This window comes from Streptomyces sp. NPDC029122 (assembly GCF_055569445.1).
Window position 1 is genome coordinate 196,803 of the sequence record NZ_JBVHWK010000004.1, and the last position, 15,943, is coordinate 212,745.

Genomic DNA, 15,943 nt, shown 5'->3' on the forward strand with positions numbered 1-15,943 from the left:
GGACCGCCCGCCCCCTCACCCGAGTGCCGCCGCCGCCCCCTGGAGGGCCTCCAGGGCTCGGGAGAGGGCCGGGGCGGATTCCGTGCCGCGGCGGAGGGCTGCGATGACGTGGCGGGTCGGGCGGTCGTGGCTCAGGGTCCGGACTGCCACCCCCGAGGCGCGGGCGGAGACCATGCGCGGGACCAGGGCGACGCCCATCCCCGCCTCCACCATCGCCAGGATCGCGGTCCACCCGGACGCCGAGTGCGCCTGCTCCGGTACGAAGCCCGCCGGTTCGCACGCGGAGCGGGTGATCTCCGACCAGGGCCCGCTCCCGCCGTAGATCCACCGCTCCGCGGACAGGTCGGCCAGCCGTACCTCCGCCGCGCCCGCCAGTGGATGGCCGGGGGGCAGGGCCACGTCCAGGGGGTCCTCCAGCAGGGTGACCCGCGTGAAGCGGGCGTCGCGCGCCCCCGGGGCGTGCGCGGCCAGCGAGAGGGCGAGGTCCACGGCCCCGGCGGACAGCAGTTCGTACGATTCGGCGGCCTCGGTCTCCCGTACCCGTACCTCGATCGCCGGGTGGCTGAGCCGGAGGGCGGCCACCGCCGGGACGACCAGCACGGGCACCGCCGTGGAGAAGGCCCCGATGCGCACCTCCCCCGCCTCCCCGGCCAGGTAGCCGGCGAGTTCGGCGTCGGCCCGCTCCAGCTGGGCGAAGACAGCCTCGGTGTGCCGCAGCACCAGGTGCGCGGCGTCGGTGAGCCGGACCCGCCGACCCTGCGCCTCCAGCAGCGTCACCCCCAGGTGCCGGGCGAGGTTGGTGAGCTGCTGGGAAACGGCCGAGGGCGTCATGTGCAGCGCCTCGGCCGTGGCGGTCACCGTCCCCCGGTCGGCCAGGGTGCGCAGGATCCGCAGCTTCTTGATGTCCCAGTCGGTCACGGGAGCGAAACTACCTCCGGGTCGCGCTGCCGAGGGCGACACCGCCGAGGATCAGCGCCATGCACAGCAGCTGTGCCGGCCCGGTCCGCTCGCCGAGGAGGAGCAGGCCGAGCCCGGCGACGCACACCGGCTGGAGGTAGTAGACGACTCCCGCGCGGGCCGCCCCGATCAGGGAGACGGCCTTGTTCCAGGCGAAGAAGGCGACGGCGGAGGAGAAGACGCCGACGTACAGCAGGGGTCCGACGGTCGCGGTGGTGACCTCGAAGCCGCCCTGGACGGTGAGGGACACGGCGTAGGCGGGGGCCAGCATCAGGGCGCCGAGGACGAAGGTGGCGAGCAGGAAGGCCAGTCCGCCGATCTCGGCGGGCTTGCGCTTGAGGAGCGCGCTGTAGGTGGCGAAGGACAGTGCGGCCCCGAACATCCACAGGTCGCCGGCGCCGAAGGCGAAGCCGAGCGATCCGTCGCCGACCAGCAGCAGCACCCCGAAGGCCGCGAGGAGCATCCCGAAGGAGCGCCGGACGCCGAGCCGCTCGCCGCCGAGGCGGGCGTACAGGGCCATGACGACCGGCGAGGCCGCCATGATCATGCCCATGTTGGAGGCGGAGGTGGTCAGTCCGGCCTGGTGCACCAGGGTGTTGTAGAGGGTGACTCCGAAGAGCGTGGCGAGCGAGACGTAGCCGATGTGCCGGCGGAGCAGCGCCCGCTGCTGCCAGGCCTGCCGGGCCGCGAAGGGGGCGACCGCGACGGCGGCGATGATCCAGCGCCAGAAGACCGCCTGTACGGGAGGGACCGTGTCCGCCATGCCCCGGGTGGCGACGAAGCTGCCGGACCAGACGACCGTCGCGACCAGCGCGAGCAGTACGCCGAGCCCAGCGGCTCCCTTCTTCGTCCCGGCTGCGGCAGCGGCGCCGCCGCCGGCGGGGGCGCCGGCGGCGGTCGATGCGGTGCGGACACGGTCCATGACGGTCACTGCTGGTTTCCCCCTCGGGGTCCGGTGTGGTGCGTGCCCCCTACCTTCACACCTTCACTTTGCCCAGGTCCATCGAAACATTTCGATCAGTTCCTTCAGGAGAAGTGAACGATTCCTCCTCGGCGGCCGGCTCCTCCGCGACGGGCGCGGACTTCCCCGGGAGCTGCCCGACGACCGTGGCGCCGAAGGCGATGGCCATGCCCACCAGCTGTACGGGCGACAGCGACTGGCCGAGCGCGGCCCAGCCGATGACGGCGGCGGTGAGCGGTGACAGCGGGCCGAGCAGGGTGACGGAGGTGGCGGTGAGCCGGCCGATTCCGCGGAACCAGAGGAAGTACGCGGCCCCGGTGTTGATCAGCATCATGTAGCCGTAGCCGAGGAAAGCCTTTCCGTCGAGCGCGGGCGGCGCCCCTTCGACCAGTGCGGCGATCGGGATGATGACCAGGCCGCCCGCGGTGAGCTGCCAGCCGGTCACGGCCAGCGGGCCGACGCCCTCGGGGCGCCCCCAGCGCTTGGTCATCACGGTGCCCGCGCCCATGGCGGCGGAGGAGACCACGCCCGCGATGACGCCGATGAGGTCGAGCTCCGCCTGGGCGGTCAGCACCACCATGCTCACGCCGAAGGCGGCGGCCACGGCCGCGAGCACGGTCCGCAGCCTGGCCCGCTCCCCCAGGAGGAGGGCGGCGAGCCCCACGACGAAGAGCGGCCCGGCGGAGCCGAGTACGGCCGCGACGCCGCCGGGGAGCCGGTAGGCGGCGAGGAAGAGCAGCGGGAAGAACGCTCCGATGTTGAGGGTGCCGAGGACCGCGGACTTCCACCACCAGGCGCCCTTGGGCAGGGTGCGCGAGAGGGCGACCAGCAGCAGACCGGCGGGGAGGGCGCGCATGGCCCCGGTGAACAGGGGCCGGTCCGGCGGCAGCAGCTCACTGGCGACGAAGTACGTCGACCCCCAGGAGATGGGGGCGAGCGCGGTCAGGAGGGTGGTGGTGACACGGTTCACGGTCACTCCTCGGGCAGTTGAGGACGGGCTGGCGGGGTGCGGGTTGGCCGCGACCCACCCGGGGGCCCGTCCCCGGACCTCCCCGGGTAGGTCGCTTATAAGTAGCTTACTACTAAGCTACTTTTTAGCAAGCTACTTTCTTGCGAACGAGCGAGCGGAATCGGATACTTCGGTCATGACCGAGGTGAAGAAGGCCCCCGAGAAGGACGCCGTCGACGCGATCACCGCGCAGTGGGCCGCCGTACGACCGGACCTGGACACCGCCCCCATGGCCGTCTTCGGCCGGATCTACCGGATCTCCAAGGCCGTGGGCGAGGCCGTCGAGCGGGCCTACAACCGGCACGGGATCACCCGCGGGGAATTCGACGTCATCGCGACGCTGCGCCGCTCCGGGGCCCCGTACACCCTCTCCCCCCGCGAGCTGTCGGCCACGCTGATGCTCACCACGGGCGGCATGACCGGGCGCCTGGACAAGCTGGAGAGGGCCGGACTGCTCACCCGCAGCCCCGACCCGCACGACCGGCGCGGGCTCCAGGTGACCCTCACCGACCGGGGACTCGCCCTCGCCGACGAGGCGGTCTCCGCGGGCCTGGAGGTGCACCGCACCGCCCTGGAGGGCTTCGACCGCGAAGAGGTCGAACAGCTCACGGCGCTGCTGCGCAAGCTCCTCGCGGACGTGGCCTGAAACGGAACCGCGCGCTTCCGGGCACACCAAGGCGCCGGAGGCCGCGCGGGAACCGGCTCACACCGGTCCCGCGGACCTCCGGCGCCCGGAAGTCTTGACGAAAGGCCTGCCCGGCCGGGTCAGACCTTGGTCTTGCGCGACTTGTCGCCGACCATCACGAGACCCGCGATGACCAGGAACAGCACGATCGGCGCGGCCACGTACAGGCCGAGCGTCTCGCCAATGCTCAGGCCCGGGCCCGGGTCGTCGCCGTCGTCGCGGGTCACCGCGAGCGCGGGAGACGTCATCAGCAGCATCATCAGCGTCGTTCCGGCCGTGACGGCGCCGGCGCGCAGAGCGTTCTTCTTGTCCACGGTGCAAACGTAGCGAACACCTAAACGGGGCGCGCGCCCGGGGGTGCCGTACGGGTCCGAGCGCCCTCCCGCACCGCGCCCAGCAGGGCGTTCGCCCGGGGCGAGGCGGTCAGCGCCTCCAGGGTCAGCGGCCGTCCCCCGGCGTCGGCCAGCGGCAGCCGCCAGTTGGGGTACTGGTCCCAGGTGCCCGGCAGGTTCTGCGGCCGCCGGTCCCCCACCGCGTCGGGCAGCCACACGCCGACCAGCCGGGCGGGCGTGCGCAGCAGGAACGCGTACAGGGCCCGTACGGCGGCCTCCTCGCCCTTGGTCTCCAGCCCCAGCCGGTCCAGTACCGACAGCCACCGCGCGGTGTCGGCGGCGTCCTCGGCCCGCTCCAGCTCCAGAGGACGGGTCAGCAGGCCGAGCCGGTCGCGCAGTTCGACGTGGGACCCGGCCAGCTTGGCGGCGGAGGGCGGCAGGTCGTGGGTGGTGGCGGTGGCCAGGCACTCCGACCGCCAGGCCTCGGCGGGCAGCGGCTCGCCGTCACCGGACCAGTCCCGCTCGAACCAGAGCACGGAGGTACCGAGGATCCCGCGCCGGGCCAGCGCCCGCCGCACCCCCGGCTCGACCGTCCCGAGGTCCTCGCCGACCACCAGCGCCCCGGCGCGGTGGGCCTCCAGGACCAGTACGGCCAGCATCGCCTCGCCGTCGTAGGAGACGTACGTCCCCTCCGCGGGCGGGGTGCCCTCCGGGATCCACCAGAGCCGGAACAGGCCCATGACGTGGTCCACGCGCACCGCCCCCGCGTAGCGGAAAACCCCGCGCAGCAGGGCCCGGAACGGCGCGTACGCGGACCCCTCCAGGGCGTCGGGCCGCCACGGCGGCAGTCCCCAGTCCTGGCCGCGCGCGTTGAAGGCGTCCGGCGGGGCCCCGACGGAGGCGCTGCGGGCGTGGAAGGAGCCGGTTCGGGCGTCCGAGCCGTCCGGGTGCACCCCGACGGCCAGGTCGTGCACGATGCCGACCTCCATCCCCGCCTCCCGGGCGGCCCGCTGGGCGGCGGTCAGCTGGGTGTCCGTCAGCCAGACGAGCCAGCAGTGGAAGTCGGCGCGCTCCCCGGGGTCCTCCCCGGCGGCGGCCGCGCACCAGGCGGCGTGCGCGGCCAGCCCGTCCCCCTGGGCCGCGCGGAACGCCCGGTAGGCGGCCTCCCGCGCGGGGGTGCGCGGGACGGCGTACAGCAGTTCCAGGGCGGCGCGCTTGAGGGCCCAGACGGCGTCCCGGTCGATCAGCGCCCCCTTCTCCAGCACCTCCCGGCGCAGCTCTCCGCCCCGGGCGGCGAGTTCGGCGAGGGCGTCCCGGTCCGGGCAGGCCTCCCACTCGGGCAGGTCCTCGACGCGCAGGTGCACCGGGTCCGGGAAGCGGCGGGAGGACGGCCGGTAGGGGGACGGGTCGCTCGGGGTGCCGGGAAACCCCGCGTGGAGCGGGTTGACCTGGACGAACCCGGCGCCGTGGGTGCGGGCCGCCCAGCGGGCCAGCTCGGCGAGGTCGCCCAGGTCGCCCATGCCCCAGGAACGCTCCGAGAGCAGGGAGTACAGCTGGACGAGCAGCCCGTGGGCGCGGACGGGCGCCGCCGGGGCCCGGTCCGGGGCCACGATCAGGGTGGCGGAGGCGGTGCGCCCGCCGGGTGCTTCGGCGGCCAGCCGGTGCACCCCCAGGGGCAGGCCGGGGTGCCAGTCGGCCTGCCCGGCCCCGTCCTCCAGGGTCACCCGCACCCGCGTCCCGGCCGGCAGCCCGGCCAGGGCCGCCGGCGCGGGCTCTCCCCTCCAGTGCACCAGCGTCGGCGGGAGCAGCCGCCCGGCCCGCTCCCGCTCGGTGGCGCGGGCCGTCTCCCGCACCTCCTCGGGGGTGCCGGCGGGGACGCCGATCAGGCTGAGCACGGCCCGGACCGTGGCCTCGGGCACCTGGACGGTGACGTCCTCGGCGGGCTGGTAGGAGGTGGCGACGCCGTAGAGGGCCGCGAGCCGGGCGAGGTCGTCCATCGTCATCCTTGGCTGGAGGGGGCTGGGGGGGCGCTAGGTGAGCGGCTCGCTGGTGAGGGGGGACTCGGCCACGAGCGGGGGCTCACTGGTCAGGGGCGTGTACGCGGAGCCGGCCAGCGGGGGTTCGCTGGTCAGCGGCGGGTGCGCGGCGTCGGCGGCCGACAGGTCCCCGGGCCCGGACGGGACGGGCAGATGGGCGAGCGGGGCCGGTTTCCTGCGGGTGCCGGACGCGGTGCGGGCGTTCATGAGGTTCCTCCCTAGTGCGGTTCTCCGGACCGCCGGCGCGGTTGTTCCGACCGCCGGCACGGTCTTCGGACGCCCATGCAACACCCGTGGCGAACACCGCAGCCATACCCAGTCAGGGGCATCGCATTCCTGGCGGATCCCGGTCAGATCACCCCACCCGCATTGACACCCACGCCGCACGGGTGGTGGGCTCTGGCTCGTTCACACGGTCGGGGGACGACTCGGGACGGGGGAGGCTCCATGCAGCTCAGGGGCAGGAAGCGGACCACGGCCGCCGCCGTCGCCGTCATCGGAACGCTGCTCGGCGGGGCCGTCGCCTCCGCTCCGCCGCGCTTCAGCGCGGCACCGGGGAGCTCGGGCTCCGCGCGCCCCGACAGCGGGTCAGTCCCCGTCCAGGCGGCGGGACTCGGGTCCGTCGTCGACCCGGGCTCCGACGTTCCCCGAGCCGCTTCCGAGGGCCCCGCCGTGTGGCCGAGGCCGCAGTCGGCGACCGCCGACCCGGGGCGGGAGCTGCCGGTGCCGGCGGAGGCCGTGCTGGTGGCCCCGCAGGACGTGGACCCGTACGCCGTCGAGGTCGTACGCACCGCCCTGCGCGCGGCCGGAGTGCGGAACCCGCTCGTGCGCCCCCCGGGCGCGGCGCTGCCCGAGCGGGCCCTCGTCGTACGGCTCCAGGGCCCGGACGCCGAGGAGGCCCTGCGGGCGCTGGGCGCCGCGCCGGCCGGGGACCTGCCCGCCGGCGGCTACCGGCTGGCGGTGGGGCGGACCGGCGGCCGGGACACGGTCGCGCTGGCCGGGGTGGGCGGGGACGGGCTCTTCCACGCCGCGCAGACGCTGCGCCAGCTGCTGGCGGCCGGGCGCGGCAAGGTGCCCGGGATGCTGGTGCGGGACTGGCCCATCGCCCCCGTGCGCGGGATCACCGAGGGCTTCTACGGGCAGCCCTGGACCCAGGAGCAGCGCCTGGAGCAGCTGGACTTCCTGGGCCGTACCAAGCAGAACCGGATGCTGCTGGCGCCCGGTGACGACCCGTACCGCACCACGGCCTGGCGCGAGGAGTACCCGCGCGAACGGCAGGAGGAGTTCCGGGCCCTGGCCGAGCGGGCCCGCGCCAACCGGGTGGTGCTCGGCTGGGCGGTGTCCCCGGGGCAGTCGATGTGCCTGTCGTCGGCGGACGACCGGGCGGCGCTGCTGCGCAAGGCCGACGCCATGTGGGAGCTGGGCTTCCGCGCCTTCCAGGTGCAGTTCCAGGACGTCAGCTACACCGAATGGGGCTGCCGCGCCGACCGGGCGCGGTACGGGACGGGCCCCGCCGCGGCGGCGAAGGCCCACGCCGAGGTCGCGGGAGAGCTGGCCGCGCACCTGGCGGCGCGGCATCCGGGGTCGGCCCCGCTGTCGCTGCTGCCGACGGAGTACTTCCAGAACGGCGCCACCGCCTACCGGACGGCCCTGGCGGGGGCGCTGGACCCGCGCGTGGAAGTGGCCTGGACGGGCGTGGGCGTGGTGCCGCGCACCATCACCGGCCAGGAGCTGGCCGGGGCCCGGGCGGCGCTCGCGCATCCGCTGGTCACCATGGACAACTACCCGGTCAACGACTGGGACCCGGGCCGCATCTTCCTCGGGCCGTACGCCGGGCGCGATCCGGCGGTGGCGGGCGGTTCGGCGGGGGTGCTGGCCAACGCGATGGCGCAGGGCACCCTCTCCCGCATCCCGCTGTTCACGGCGGCGGACTACGCCTGGAACCCGCGCGGCTACCGGGCCGGGGAGTCCTGGGCGGCGGCGGTCCTCGACCTGTCCGGCCCCGACCCGAGGACCCGGGCGGCGCTTGCGGCCCTGGCGGGGAACACGGCCTCCTCGGGCCTCAAGGTGGAGGAGTCGGCCTATCTGAAGCCGCTGGTCGAGGAGTTCTGGCGGGCCCGCGCCGCCGGGGACAAGGCCGCCGGCGACCGGCTCCGCGCGGCGTTCACCGTGCTGAGGGAGGCCCCCCGGCGCCTGGACGCGCCGGTGGCGGAGGAGGCCGGGCCCTGGCTGGAGCGGCTCGCGCGGTACGGGGCCGCGGGCGAGCTGGCGGTCGACCTGCTGCGCGCCGAGGCCCGGGGCGACGGGGCGGCCGCCTGGCAGGCCTCGCGGGAGCTCGCGCGGGCGCGGAGCGCGCTGGCCGAGCCGGGCGGGGTGCGGGTGGACACCTCCGTGCTCGACCCCTTCCTGGCGAAGGCGGCGGCGGAGTCGGACGCCTGGACGGGCGCGGCCCGCAAGGACGGGACCGTGGTGCGCGAAGCCGGCGCCCACACCGTCCGGCTGGACTCGGCGCGGCCGCTCGCGGCGGTCACGGTCATGACGGACCCGCTGGCGCCGGGCGCGCGGGGCGTGACGGTGGAGGCGCACGTGCCCGGCGAGGGCTGGCGGCGGCTGGCCGACGCGGCGGTGTCCGGCTGGACGCAGGCCGATGCGGCGGGCGTACGGGCGGACGCGGTCCGGCTGTCGTGGGCGGGTCCGGACCCCGTGGTGCACCAGGTGGTCCCGTGGTTCGCGGACGGCCCGCGGGCCCGCTTCGAACTGTCCGGAGGAGGCCGCGCCGACGTGGAGATCGGCGGCGCGGCGCGCACCGTGCCGGCGCAGCTGTCCGGCCTGCGCCCCGGGGAGTTCCGGGCTCCGCTGACGGCGGCCCCGCCGGCGGGGGTCCAGGTGCGGCTCCCGCAGGAGGTCGCGGTGCCCCGGGGCGCGACGGTCTCCGTCCCGGTGGAGGTCACGGTGGCGGCGGGCACCCCGGCCGGGGTGTACGAGGTCCCGCTCGCCTTCGACGGGGAGGTGCGCACCCTCACCGTCCGGGCGGTTCCGCGCACCGGCGGTCCGGACCTGCTGCGCACGGCGCGGGCCCGCTCGTCGGGCGACGAGGCCCCGCAGTTCCCGGCGTCGGCGGCGGTGGACGGGTCCGCCGCCACCCGGTGGTCGTCCCCGGCGGTGGACGGCGCCTGGTGGCAGGCCGAACTGGCCGCCCCGGCCAGGGTGGGCCTGCTGACCCTGCACTGGCAGGAGGCCCACCCCTCGCAGTTCCGGGTGGAGACGTCCCGCGACGGCGTGACGTGGCGCCCGGGGACGGTGGTGTCCTCCCGGGGCGGGGTGGACGCGGTCCGGCTGGACGCGCCGGACACGCGCTACCTCCGCGTCACGTGCGAGCGCCGCGCGACGCGCTTCGGCTGCAGCCTCTGGTCCGCCACTGCCCTCGCGGTGGTCCCCTAGGGGGTGTCCGGTGGATCAGGGCCGGATCAGGCCGGGTCATGATCCGCCGGACACCCCCTGGTCCCTGCGGAACGCGGTGCGCACACCGCCCGGGCGCGGGGGGCTACGCGGTGGCTCCGATGCGTTCGAGCGCGTCCTGCGCCCCGTACGGCTGGAGGTACGGCATCCACCGCGGGTCCCGGTGCCCCGTCCCGATGATCCGCCAGGCCAGCCCGGAGGGCGGAGCCGGCTGGTGGCGCAGGCGCCAGCCGAGCTCCAGCAGGTGCCGGTCCGCCTTCACGTGGTTGCACCGCCGGCAGGCGGCGACCACGTTGTCCCAGGCGTGCTGGCCCCCACGGCTGCGCGGAACGACGTGGTCCACGCTCGTGGCGACGGCCCCGCAGTACATGCAGCGGCCGCCGTCGCGGGCGAACAGCGCGCGGCGGGTGAGTGGAACGGGCCCCCGGTAGGGGACCCGCACGAAGCGCTTGAGCCGGACCACGCTGGGCGCGGGGACGGCTCGTGTCGCGCTGTGCAGGAAGGCGCCCGATTCCTCCAGGGAGATGGCCTTGTTCTCCAGGACGAGGACGAGCGCGCGGCGGAGCGGTACGACGCCGAGGGGCTCGTACGACGCGTTGAGGACCAGGACGTGCGGCACGGACTGCCTCCTTGTACGCCGGCGGCGCGTGGCTCGCGCCGGGACGATCTGCTCTCAGTCTCCCCTTACGGCTGGTCGAAGCGCCACCACGCGCCGGTAACGGGCCCGGGGTGTTTTCGACCACACCCCCTTTCATCCCCAGGTGAGTCCGGTCTCTCCCTCGAACAGCACAACGAGGTCGGCCCCGTGCCCCGTTAGTGTGGATGGTCTGCCCGCACCGTCAGCACGACCGTACGACCGTTCCGCGGGCGGACCGCTATGCCCTGGAGGTTCCCGCCGTGCCCTCGCCCGCCATCCTGCTGCCGCACGCAGCGTCGACGACCGACGACGCCGCCGAGAGCGTGACGAACGCCGCGAGCTTCGTCGAGGAGAACTGGGCCACCTGGCTGAGCATCGGCCTGCGGATCCTGCTGATCATCGTGATCGCGGTGGCGCTCCGTACGGTGGTCCGCAAGGCCCTGACCAAGCTGATAAGCCGGATGAACTCCGGTGCGGAGGCCGTCGAGGGCACCGCGCTCGGCGGGCTGCTGGTCAACGCGGAGCGGCGCCGCCAGCGTTCGGAGGCGATCGGTTCGGTACTGCGTTCGGTGTCCTCGTTCGTGATCCTCGGCACGGCCGCGCTGATGGTGCTGGCCGCGCTGAAGATCGACCTGGGGCCGCTGCTGGCGAGCGCGGGTGTGGCCGGTGTGGCGATCGGTTTCGGCGCCCGCAACCTGGTGACGGACTTCCTCTCCGGCGTGTTCATGATCATGGAGGACCAGTACGGCGTCGGTGACCAGATCGACGCCGGGGTGGCCTCGGGCGAGGTGATCGAGGTCGGACTGCGCGTGACCAAGCTGCGCGGCGACAACGGTGAGATCTGGTACGTCCGCAACGGCGAGATCAAGCGGATCGGCAACCTCAGCCAGGGCTGGGCGACCGCGGGCGTGGCCGTGCAGGTCAAGCCGACGGAGAACCTCGCGCACATCCGCGAGGTGGTCCAGGGGGTCGCGGACACCCTGGCCAAGGAGACCCCGTGGGACGAGCGGCTGTGGGGTCCGGTGGAGGTGCTGGGCCTGGACGAGGTGCTGCTGGCCTCCATGACGGTGAAGGTGTCAGCGAAGACGATGCCGGGCCAGCAGTTCGCGGTGGAGCGCGAGCTGCGCTGGCGGATCAAGGAGGCCTTCGACGCCGCCGGGATCCGGATCATCGGCGGCGCCCCGGACCCCGGCGAGGAGGAGGCCGCCCCGGCCGACGCGGCGGCCGCCGTCGCCGCGCCGTCGGCGCTGGCCAACCCCGCCTCGCCGCAGTCCCTGGCCACCGCCCCGATCCCGCAGGCGCCGGCTCCCGCTCCGGGGGTCCGGCTGCCCAAGTAGGGCCCGCCCGGCCATCCGCCGCACCCGCGTCCTCCGCTGCCCCGCTGGTACGTACCGGCGGGGCAGCGGCATTGACACACCTCCGAAGCCGATAGGAAACTTACCTAACAGTTGCCTCGGTGAGGGAGCACCCCCGTCATGCCGGCCACCACTCCCGGAACGCCCAGCCTGCTGCGCGCCATGAACGACCGCGCCGCCCTGGAGCTGCTGCTGACGCACGGCCCCCTGTCCCGGACCCGGATCGGGCGCCTCACCGGACTCTCGAAGCCCACCGCCTCCCAGCTGCTGGCCCGGCTGGAGGCCGCCGGGCTGGTCGTGGCCACCGGCACCGACGGCGGCCGCCCCGGCCCGAACGCCCAGCTGTACGCGCTCAACGCCCGCGCCGCCCACGTCGCCGGCCTGGACGTGACCCCCGACCGGGTGCTCGCCGCCGTCGCCGACCTGACCGGCACCGTGACCGGCCGCTCCGAGATCCCCAGCGCCGCGGGCGCCGACGCCGTCGGGCAGGTCACCCGGGCCCTGCGCGCGGCCCTGGAGGACGCCGGGCTCACCCTCCCCGCCCTGCACCGCGTCGTCATCGCCACCCCCGGCGCCTTCGACCCCCGCTCCGGACGGCTGCGCTACGCCGGCCACCTCCCCGGCTGGCACTCCCCCACCCTCCTCGACGAACTGGCCGCGGCCCTGCCCGTGCCGGTCGAGTACGAGAACGACGTGAACCTCGCCGCGGTCGCCGAGCAGCGGCTCGGCGCGGCCCGCGGCCACGAGGACTTCGTCCTCCTGTGGAACGAGGAGGGCCTCGGCGCCGCCCTCGTCCTCGGCGGGCGGCTGCACCGCGGCTGGACCGGCGGCGCGGGCGAGGTGGGCTTCCTGCCCGTGCCCGGCCACCCCCTGGTCCGCCAGGTGACGCGGGCCAACAGCGGCGGCTACCAGGAGCTGGCCGGCGTGCAGGTCCTGCCCGCCCTCGCCGCCGGTGCCGGGTTCGACGCCGGTGCCCTCCCGGACGCCCCGCGGGCGGCGCGGGTGGCCGCCGGGGCCGACCTGCTGCGGCGCGCCGCCGCCGAGCCGCAGGGAGCCCGCCTGCGCTTCCTCCGGTCGTACGCCACCGCGCTCGCGACCGGCCTGGCCTCGCTGGTCGCCGTACTGGACCCGGAGATCGTGGTGCTGTCCGGCGCCCTGATCACCGCGGGCGGCGACCCGCTGCGCGCCCTGCTGGAGGACGAACTGGCCGAACTGACGCCCTCCCGGCCCCGGCTGGTGACCGGCGAGGTGCGCGAACACCCCGTGCTGCGCGGCGCCCTGGAGAGCGCCCTGGCCACCACGCGCGAGGAAGTCTTCGACACCTCCCGCTGAACCCCGTTCCTCCACCCCTCATCCGCAGTTCTCCCCCAGAGAGCGAGTGCCTCCATGCCCGAAGCCGCACGCCTGACCACCACCGCGGCCGTCCTCGCCGCCTTGTCCGTACTCGCCGCCGGCTGCACCGGCCAGAGCGGCGCCCCCGCCGCCGACGACCCGAAGGCCGACGTCACCCTCAGCTTCTGGCACGGCTGGTCCACGCCCAGCGAGGTCAAGGCGATCGAGGACAACATCGCCCGCTTCGAGAGGGCGCACCCGAACATCAAGGTCAAGGCCACCGGCGACATGACCGACGACAAGATCAACCAGGCGCTGCGCGCGGGCGGGGACAAGGCCCCCGACGTGGTCTCCTCCTTCGCCACGGACAGCGTCGGCAAGTTCTGCAACTCCGGCGCCTTCGCCGACCTGGGCCCCTTCCTGGAGAAGTCCGGGATCGACAGCACGAAGGTCTTCCCGGCGACCCTGCTGGAGTACACGCGGTTCAACGGCAACCAGTGCACCCTGCCGCTGCTCCACGACGCCTACGGCCTCGTCTACAACAAGACCGCGTTCGCCGCCGCCGGGATCACCGAAGCGCCGCGGACATGGAGCGAGTTCGAAGAGGCCGCGCGGAAACTCACCAAGCCGAAGGGGAATTCGTACGAGCAGCTCGGGGTGATGCCCACCTTCCACGGCTACGAGACCACCCCGATGCGGCTGGCCGCGCAGTGGAGCCCCACCTACTTCACCGCCGACGGCAAGTCGAACCTCGCCGGCGACCCGGCCTTCGCGAAGATGCTCACCGCCCAGAAGGACCTGGTGGCCAAGCTCGGGGGCTACGAGAAGCTGGAACGCTTCCGCGCCGGTTTCGGTGCCGAATGGAGCAACGAACACCCCTTCCACAAGGGGCTCGTGGCCATGCAGATCGACGGCGAGTGGCGGCCGGCCATGGCCAAGGCGGCCGGCGTCCCCTTCGAGATCGGCACCGCCCCGCTGCCCGTGCCGGACGACCAGAGGGCCGACTACGGCAAGGGCTACCTCTCCGGCACCATCATGGGCATCTCCTCGGCGAGCCGGAAGCAGAACGCCGCCTGGGAGCTGGTGCGGTACATGACCACGGACACCGAGGCCGTGGTCGCCTTCGCCAACGACATCCACAACATACCCTCGACGCTCGACGCGCTCCGTTCGCCGCGGCTCCAGGTCACCCCCGAGTCGAAGACGTTCCTCGACATCGCCCGGCACCCGAAGTCGAACACCACCCCGGCCCAGGTGAACGGCGGTGCCTACCAGCTGACCTTCCAGGACTTCGCGTACTCCGTCGAGAAGGGCGACGTCCCCGACCTCGCGGCCGGGCTCGCCAGGACCGACCGGCAGATCGACACGGACATCGCGAAGGCCAAGTAGCCCCGATGACCACCACCCCCGCCCTGCGGGCCAGGCACCGGCGCTCCGCCCTGCGGACCCTCGCCTTCCTGTCGCCCTGGCTCATCGGCTCCGCCGTCTTCTTCGCCTACCCGCTGCTGTCCACCGTCTACTTCTCCTTCACCCGGTACGACGGCTTCCGGCCCCCCGTCTTCAACGGCCTGGACAACTGGATCTACGTCTTCTCCGACTATCCGCTCTTCTGGCCGGCGATGCGCAACACGCTGTGGCTCGTCGCGGTCATGGTGAGCTGCCGGGTCGTCTTCGGGCTCGGCGTCGGCCTGCTCGTCACCAAGGTCAAGACCGGCGCCGGCCTCTTCCGGACCCTGTTCTACCTGCCCTACCTGGCCCCGCCGGTGGCCGCGACCCTCTCCTTCGTCTTCCTCCTCAACCCCGGCACGGGCCCCGTCAACACCCTGCTCGAAGCCGCCGGACTGCCGGCACCCGGCTGGTTCACCGACGCGGCCTGGTCCAAGCCCGCCCTCACCGTCCTCGCGCTGTGGGGAGCCGGCGACCTGATGGTGATCTTCATGGCGGCGCTGCTCGACGTACCGAAGGAGCAGTACGAGGCCGCCGAGCTGGACGGGGCCGGCGCCTGGGCCCGCTTCCGGCACATCACCCTGCCGAACATCTCCCCCGTCGTCCTCTTCGCCGTGGTCACCGGGGTCATCCAGGCCATGCAGTACTACACGCAGCCGCTCATCGCCGGGAAGACCGCCGCCGGGATCATCGGCGGCTCGGGACAGCAGGTCGAACCGGGCTACCCCGACAAGTCCACGCTGACCCTCCCCCAGACCGTCTACAACCTCGGCTTCCAGCGCTTCGACTACGGCTCCGCCAGCGTCCTGTCCCTGGTGCTGTTCGCCCTCTCCATGGCCGTCACCGTGCTCCTGATGCGCCGCCGGGGCGGACTGATCGGAGCCGGTGACTGAGATGCGCCACCACCGCAAGGCCGTGCTCCACTGGGTCGGGGTGCACGCCCTGGCCGTCGCCGCCGCCCTGTTCTTCGTCCTCCCCTTCGTCTTCCTCTTCCTCACCTCCCTGATGAGCGACCAGCAGGCCCTGACCCGCGAGCTGTGGCCGCGCACCTGGGAGTGGGGCAACTACGCGCAGGTCTGGCACACCCCCGGCTTCCTGACCTGGTGGCGCAACACCCTGCTGTACGCGGGGCTGGGGACCGTGCTGACCGTGGTCTCCTCGCTGCCCGTCGCCTACGCCCTCGCCACGTTCCGCTTCCGCGGCCGGCGGCTCGCGCTGCTCCTGGTGATCGCCACGATGATGCTGCCGCCCCAGGCGGCCGTCATCCCCATGTACCTCTTCTGGGCGAAGCAGCTCGACCTGTCCGGCACCCTGTGGCCGCTGATCGTGCCACTGGCGTTCGGCGACGCCTTCGCCATCTTCCTGCTGCGCCAGTTCCTGCTGACCATCCCCGGCGAGTACCTCGACGCGGCCCGACTGGACGGCTGCGGCGAGGTCCGCGTCCTGCTGCGCGTCGTGGTGCCCATGGCCAGGCCGGGGATCGCGGCCGTCGCGCTGTTCCAGTTCTTCTACGCCTGGAACGACTACTTCGGCCCGCAGATCTACGCCTCCGACAACCCGGCCGCCTGGACCCTCAGCTACGGCCTGGAGTCCTTCAAGGGGGCGCACCACACCAACTGGAACCTGACCATGGCGGCGACGGCGCTCGTCATGGCCCCGGTGATCGTCCTCTTCTTCTTCGCCCAGAAGGCGTTCGTCGAGGGAGTCACCCTGACCGGCGTGAAAGGCTGATCC

14 protein-coding genes are annotated in these 15,943 nt (G+C 74.0%); 7 read left to right on the forward strand and 7 right to left on the reverse strand.

The window, feature by feature from the left end:
• Nucleotides 1-15: 15 nt before the first annotated feature.
• The 3 genes from ACZ4WZ_RS07455 to ACZ4WZ_RS07465 are packed head-to-tail and all read right to left on the reverse strand — an operon-like array spanning nucleotide 16 to nucleotide 2,894.
• Nucleotides 16-918, reverse strand: a complete 903-nt coding sequence (locus tag ACZ4WZ_RS07455; RefSeq protein ID WP_467886307.1) for a LysR family transcriptional regulator — start codon at nucleotides 916-918, stop codon at nucleotides 16-18.
• Nucleotides 919-928: 10 nt separating this feature from the next.
• A complete protein-coding gene (locus ACZ4WZ_RS07460; RefSeq protein WP_467886309.1) occupies nucleotides 929-1,888 on the reverse strand; it encodes a DMT family transporter in 960 nt (319 codons plus the stop codon).
• Nucleotides 1,889-1,934: 46 nt separating this feature from the next.
• The gene (locus ACZ4WZ_RS07465; protein ID WP_467886311.1) at nucleotides 1,935-2,894 is read right to left on the reverse strand and encodes an EamA family transporter; all 960 of its coding nucleotides are present in this window, start codon (nucleotides 2,892-2,894) and stop codon (nucleotides 1,935-1,937) included.
• A 169-nt stretch (nucleotides 2,895-3,063) separates the two neighbouring features.
• On the opposite strand from ACZ4WZ_RS07465, the gene ACZ4WZ_RS07470 reads away from it, so the two are divergent.
• Nucleotides 3,064-3,573 (forward strand): MarR family winged helix-turn-helix transcriptional regulator, encoded by a 510-nt coding sequence (locus tag ACZ4WZ_RS07470; protein WP_467886313.1) that lies wholly within the window; start codon nucleotides 3,064-3,066, stop codon nucleotides 3,571-3,573.
• A 119-nt stretch (nucleotides 3,574-3,692) separates the two neighbouring features.
• Here the strand turns inward: ACZ4WZ_RS07470 and ACZ4WZ_RS07475 are convergent, their stop codons facing one another.
• The 3 genes from ACZ4WZ_RS07475 to ACZ4WZ_RS07485 are packed head-to-tail and all read right to left on the reverse strand — an operon-like array spanning nucleotide 3,693 to nucleotide 6,187.
• The gene (locus tag ACZ4WZ_RS07475) at nucleotides 3,693-3,926 is read right to left on the reverse strand and encodes a hypothetical protein (protein WP_388938873.1); all 234 of its coding nucleotides are present in this window, start codon (nucleotides 3,924-3,926) and stop codon (nucleotides 3,693-3,695) included.
• Between the two features lie 20 nt (nucleotides 3,927-3,946).
• Complete coding sequence (locus ACZ4WZ_RS07480; RefSeq protein WP_467886317.1) at nucleotides 3,947-5,947, reverse strand: 4-alpha-glucanotransferase; 2,001 nt, start codon at nucleotides 5,945-5,947, stop codon at nucleotides 3,947-3,949.
• A gap of 27 nt (nucleotides 5,948-5,974) precedes the next feature.
• On the reverse strand, nucleotides 5,975-6,187 hold the full coding sequence (locus ACZ4WZ_RS07485) for a hypothetical protein (protein WP_467886320.1): 213 nt from the start codon (nucleotides 6,185-6,187) through the stop codon (nucleotides 5,975-5,977).
• 240 nt (nucleotides 6,188-6,427) lie between these two features.
• Here ACZ4WZ_RS07485 and ACZ4WZ_RS07490 point away from each other — a divergent pair, with 240 nt between their 5' ends.
• Nucleotides 6,428-9,421, forward strand: a complete 2,994-nt coding sequence (locus ACZ4WZ_RS07490) for a beta-N-acetylglucosaminidase domain-containing protein (protein ID WP_467886323.1) — start codon at nucleotides 6,428-6,430, stop codon at nucleotides 9,419-9,421.
• Between the two features lie 103 nt (nucleotides 9,422-9,524).
• Here ACZ4WZ_RS07490 and ACZ4WZ_RS07495 read toward each other — a convergent pair whose 3' ends face one another.
• On the reverse strand, nucleotides 9,525-10,058 hold the full coding sequence (locus ACZ4WZ_RS07495) for an HNH endonuclease (protein ID WP_467886326.1): 534 nt from the start codon (nucleotides 10,056-10,058) through the stop codon (nucleotides 9,525-9,527).
• A gap of 278 nt (nucleotides 10,059-10,336) precedes the next feature.
• Between ACZ4WZ_RS07495 and ACZ4WZ_RS07500 the strand changes: the two genes are divergently transcribed.
• The 5 genes from ACZ4WZ_RS07500 (at nucleotide 10,337) to ACZ4WZ_RS07520 (ending at nucleotide 15,940) form a co-directional block, all read left to right on the forward strand.
• Nucleotides 10,337-11,413 carry a mechanosensitive ion channel family protein gene (locus ACZ4WZ_RS07500; RefSeq protein ID WP_467886329.1) on the forward strand — a complete coding sequence of 359 codons (1,077 nt, stop codon included), beginning with the start codon at nucleotides 10,337-10,339 and terminating at the stop codon, nucleotides 11,411-11,413.
• Between the two features lie 138 nt (nucleotides 11,414-11,551).
• Entirely contained in the window at nucleotides 11,552-12,763 is a 1,212-nt protein-coding gene (locus tag ACZ4WZ_RS07505; RefSeq protein ID WP_467886332.1) for an ROK family transcriptional regulator, read from the forward strand.
• Between the two features lie 54 nt (nucleotides 12,764-12,817).
• Complete coding sequence (locus ACZ4WZ_RS07510; protein ID WP_467886335.1) at nucleotides 12,818-14,152, forward strand: ABC transporter substrate-binding protein; 1,335 nt, start codon at nucleotides 12,818-12,820, stop codon at nucleotides 14,150-14,152.
• A gap of 5 nt (nucleotides 14,153-14,157) precedes the next feature.
• The gene (locus ACZ4WZ_RS07515; RefSeq protein ID WP_467886338.1) at nucleotides 14,158-15,102 is read left to right on the forward strand and encodes a carbohydrate ABC transporter permease; all 945 of its coding nucleotides are present in this window, start codon (nucleotides 14,158-14,160) and stop codon (nucleotides 15,100-15,102) included.
• A 1-nt stretch (nucleotide 15,103) separates the two neighbouring features.
• Nucleotides 15,104-15,940 (forward strand): carbohydrate ABC transporter permease, encoded by an 837-nt coding sequence (locus ACZ4WZ_RS07520; protein WP_467886615.1) that lies wholly within the window; start codon nucleotides 15,104-15,106, stop codon nucleotides 15,938-15,940.
• Nucleotides 15,941-15,943: the final 3 nt, after the last annotated feature.

Bases quoted from the DNA above. Each gene is read 5' to 3' on its own strand.
- ACZ4WZ_RS07470 (WP_467886313.1), top strand. From the start codon at position 3,064: ATGACCGAGGTGAAGAAGGCCCCCGAGAAGGACGCCGTCGACGCGATC.
- ACZ4WZ_RS07480 (WP_467886317.1), bottom strand. From the start codon at position 5,947: ATGACGATGGACGACCTCGCCCGGCTCGCGGCCCTCTACGGCGTCGCC.
- ACZ4WZ_RS07485 (WP_467886320.1), bottom strand. From the start codon at position 6,187: ATGAACGCCCGCACCGCGTCCGGCACCCGCAGGAAACCGGCCCCGCTC.
- ACZ4WZ_RS07490 (WP_467886323.1), top strand. From the start codon at position 6,428: ATGCAGCTCAGGGGCAGGAAGCGGACCACGGCCGCCGCCGTCGCCGTC.
- ACZ4WZ_RS07505 (WP_467886332.1), top strand. From the start codon at position 11,552: ATGCCGGCCACCACTCCCGGAACGCCCAGCCTGCTGCGCGCCATGAAC.
- ACZ4WZ_RS07510 (WP_467886335.1), top strand. From the start codon at position 12,818: ATGCCCGAAGCCGCACGCCTGACCACCACCGCGGCCGTCCTCGCCGCC.
- ACZ4WZ_RS07515 (WP_467886338.1), top strand. From the start codon at position 14,158: ATGACCACCACCCCCGCCCTGCGGGCCAGGCACCGGCGCTCCGCCCTG.
- ACZ4WZ_RS07520 (WP_467886615.1), top strand. From the start codon at position 15,104: ATGCGCCACCACCGCAAGGCCGTGCTCCACTGGGTCGGGGTGCACGCC.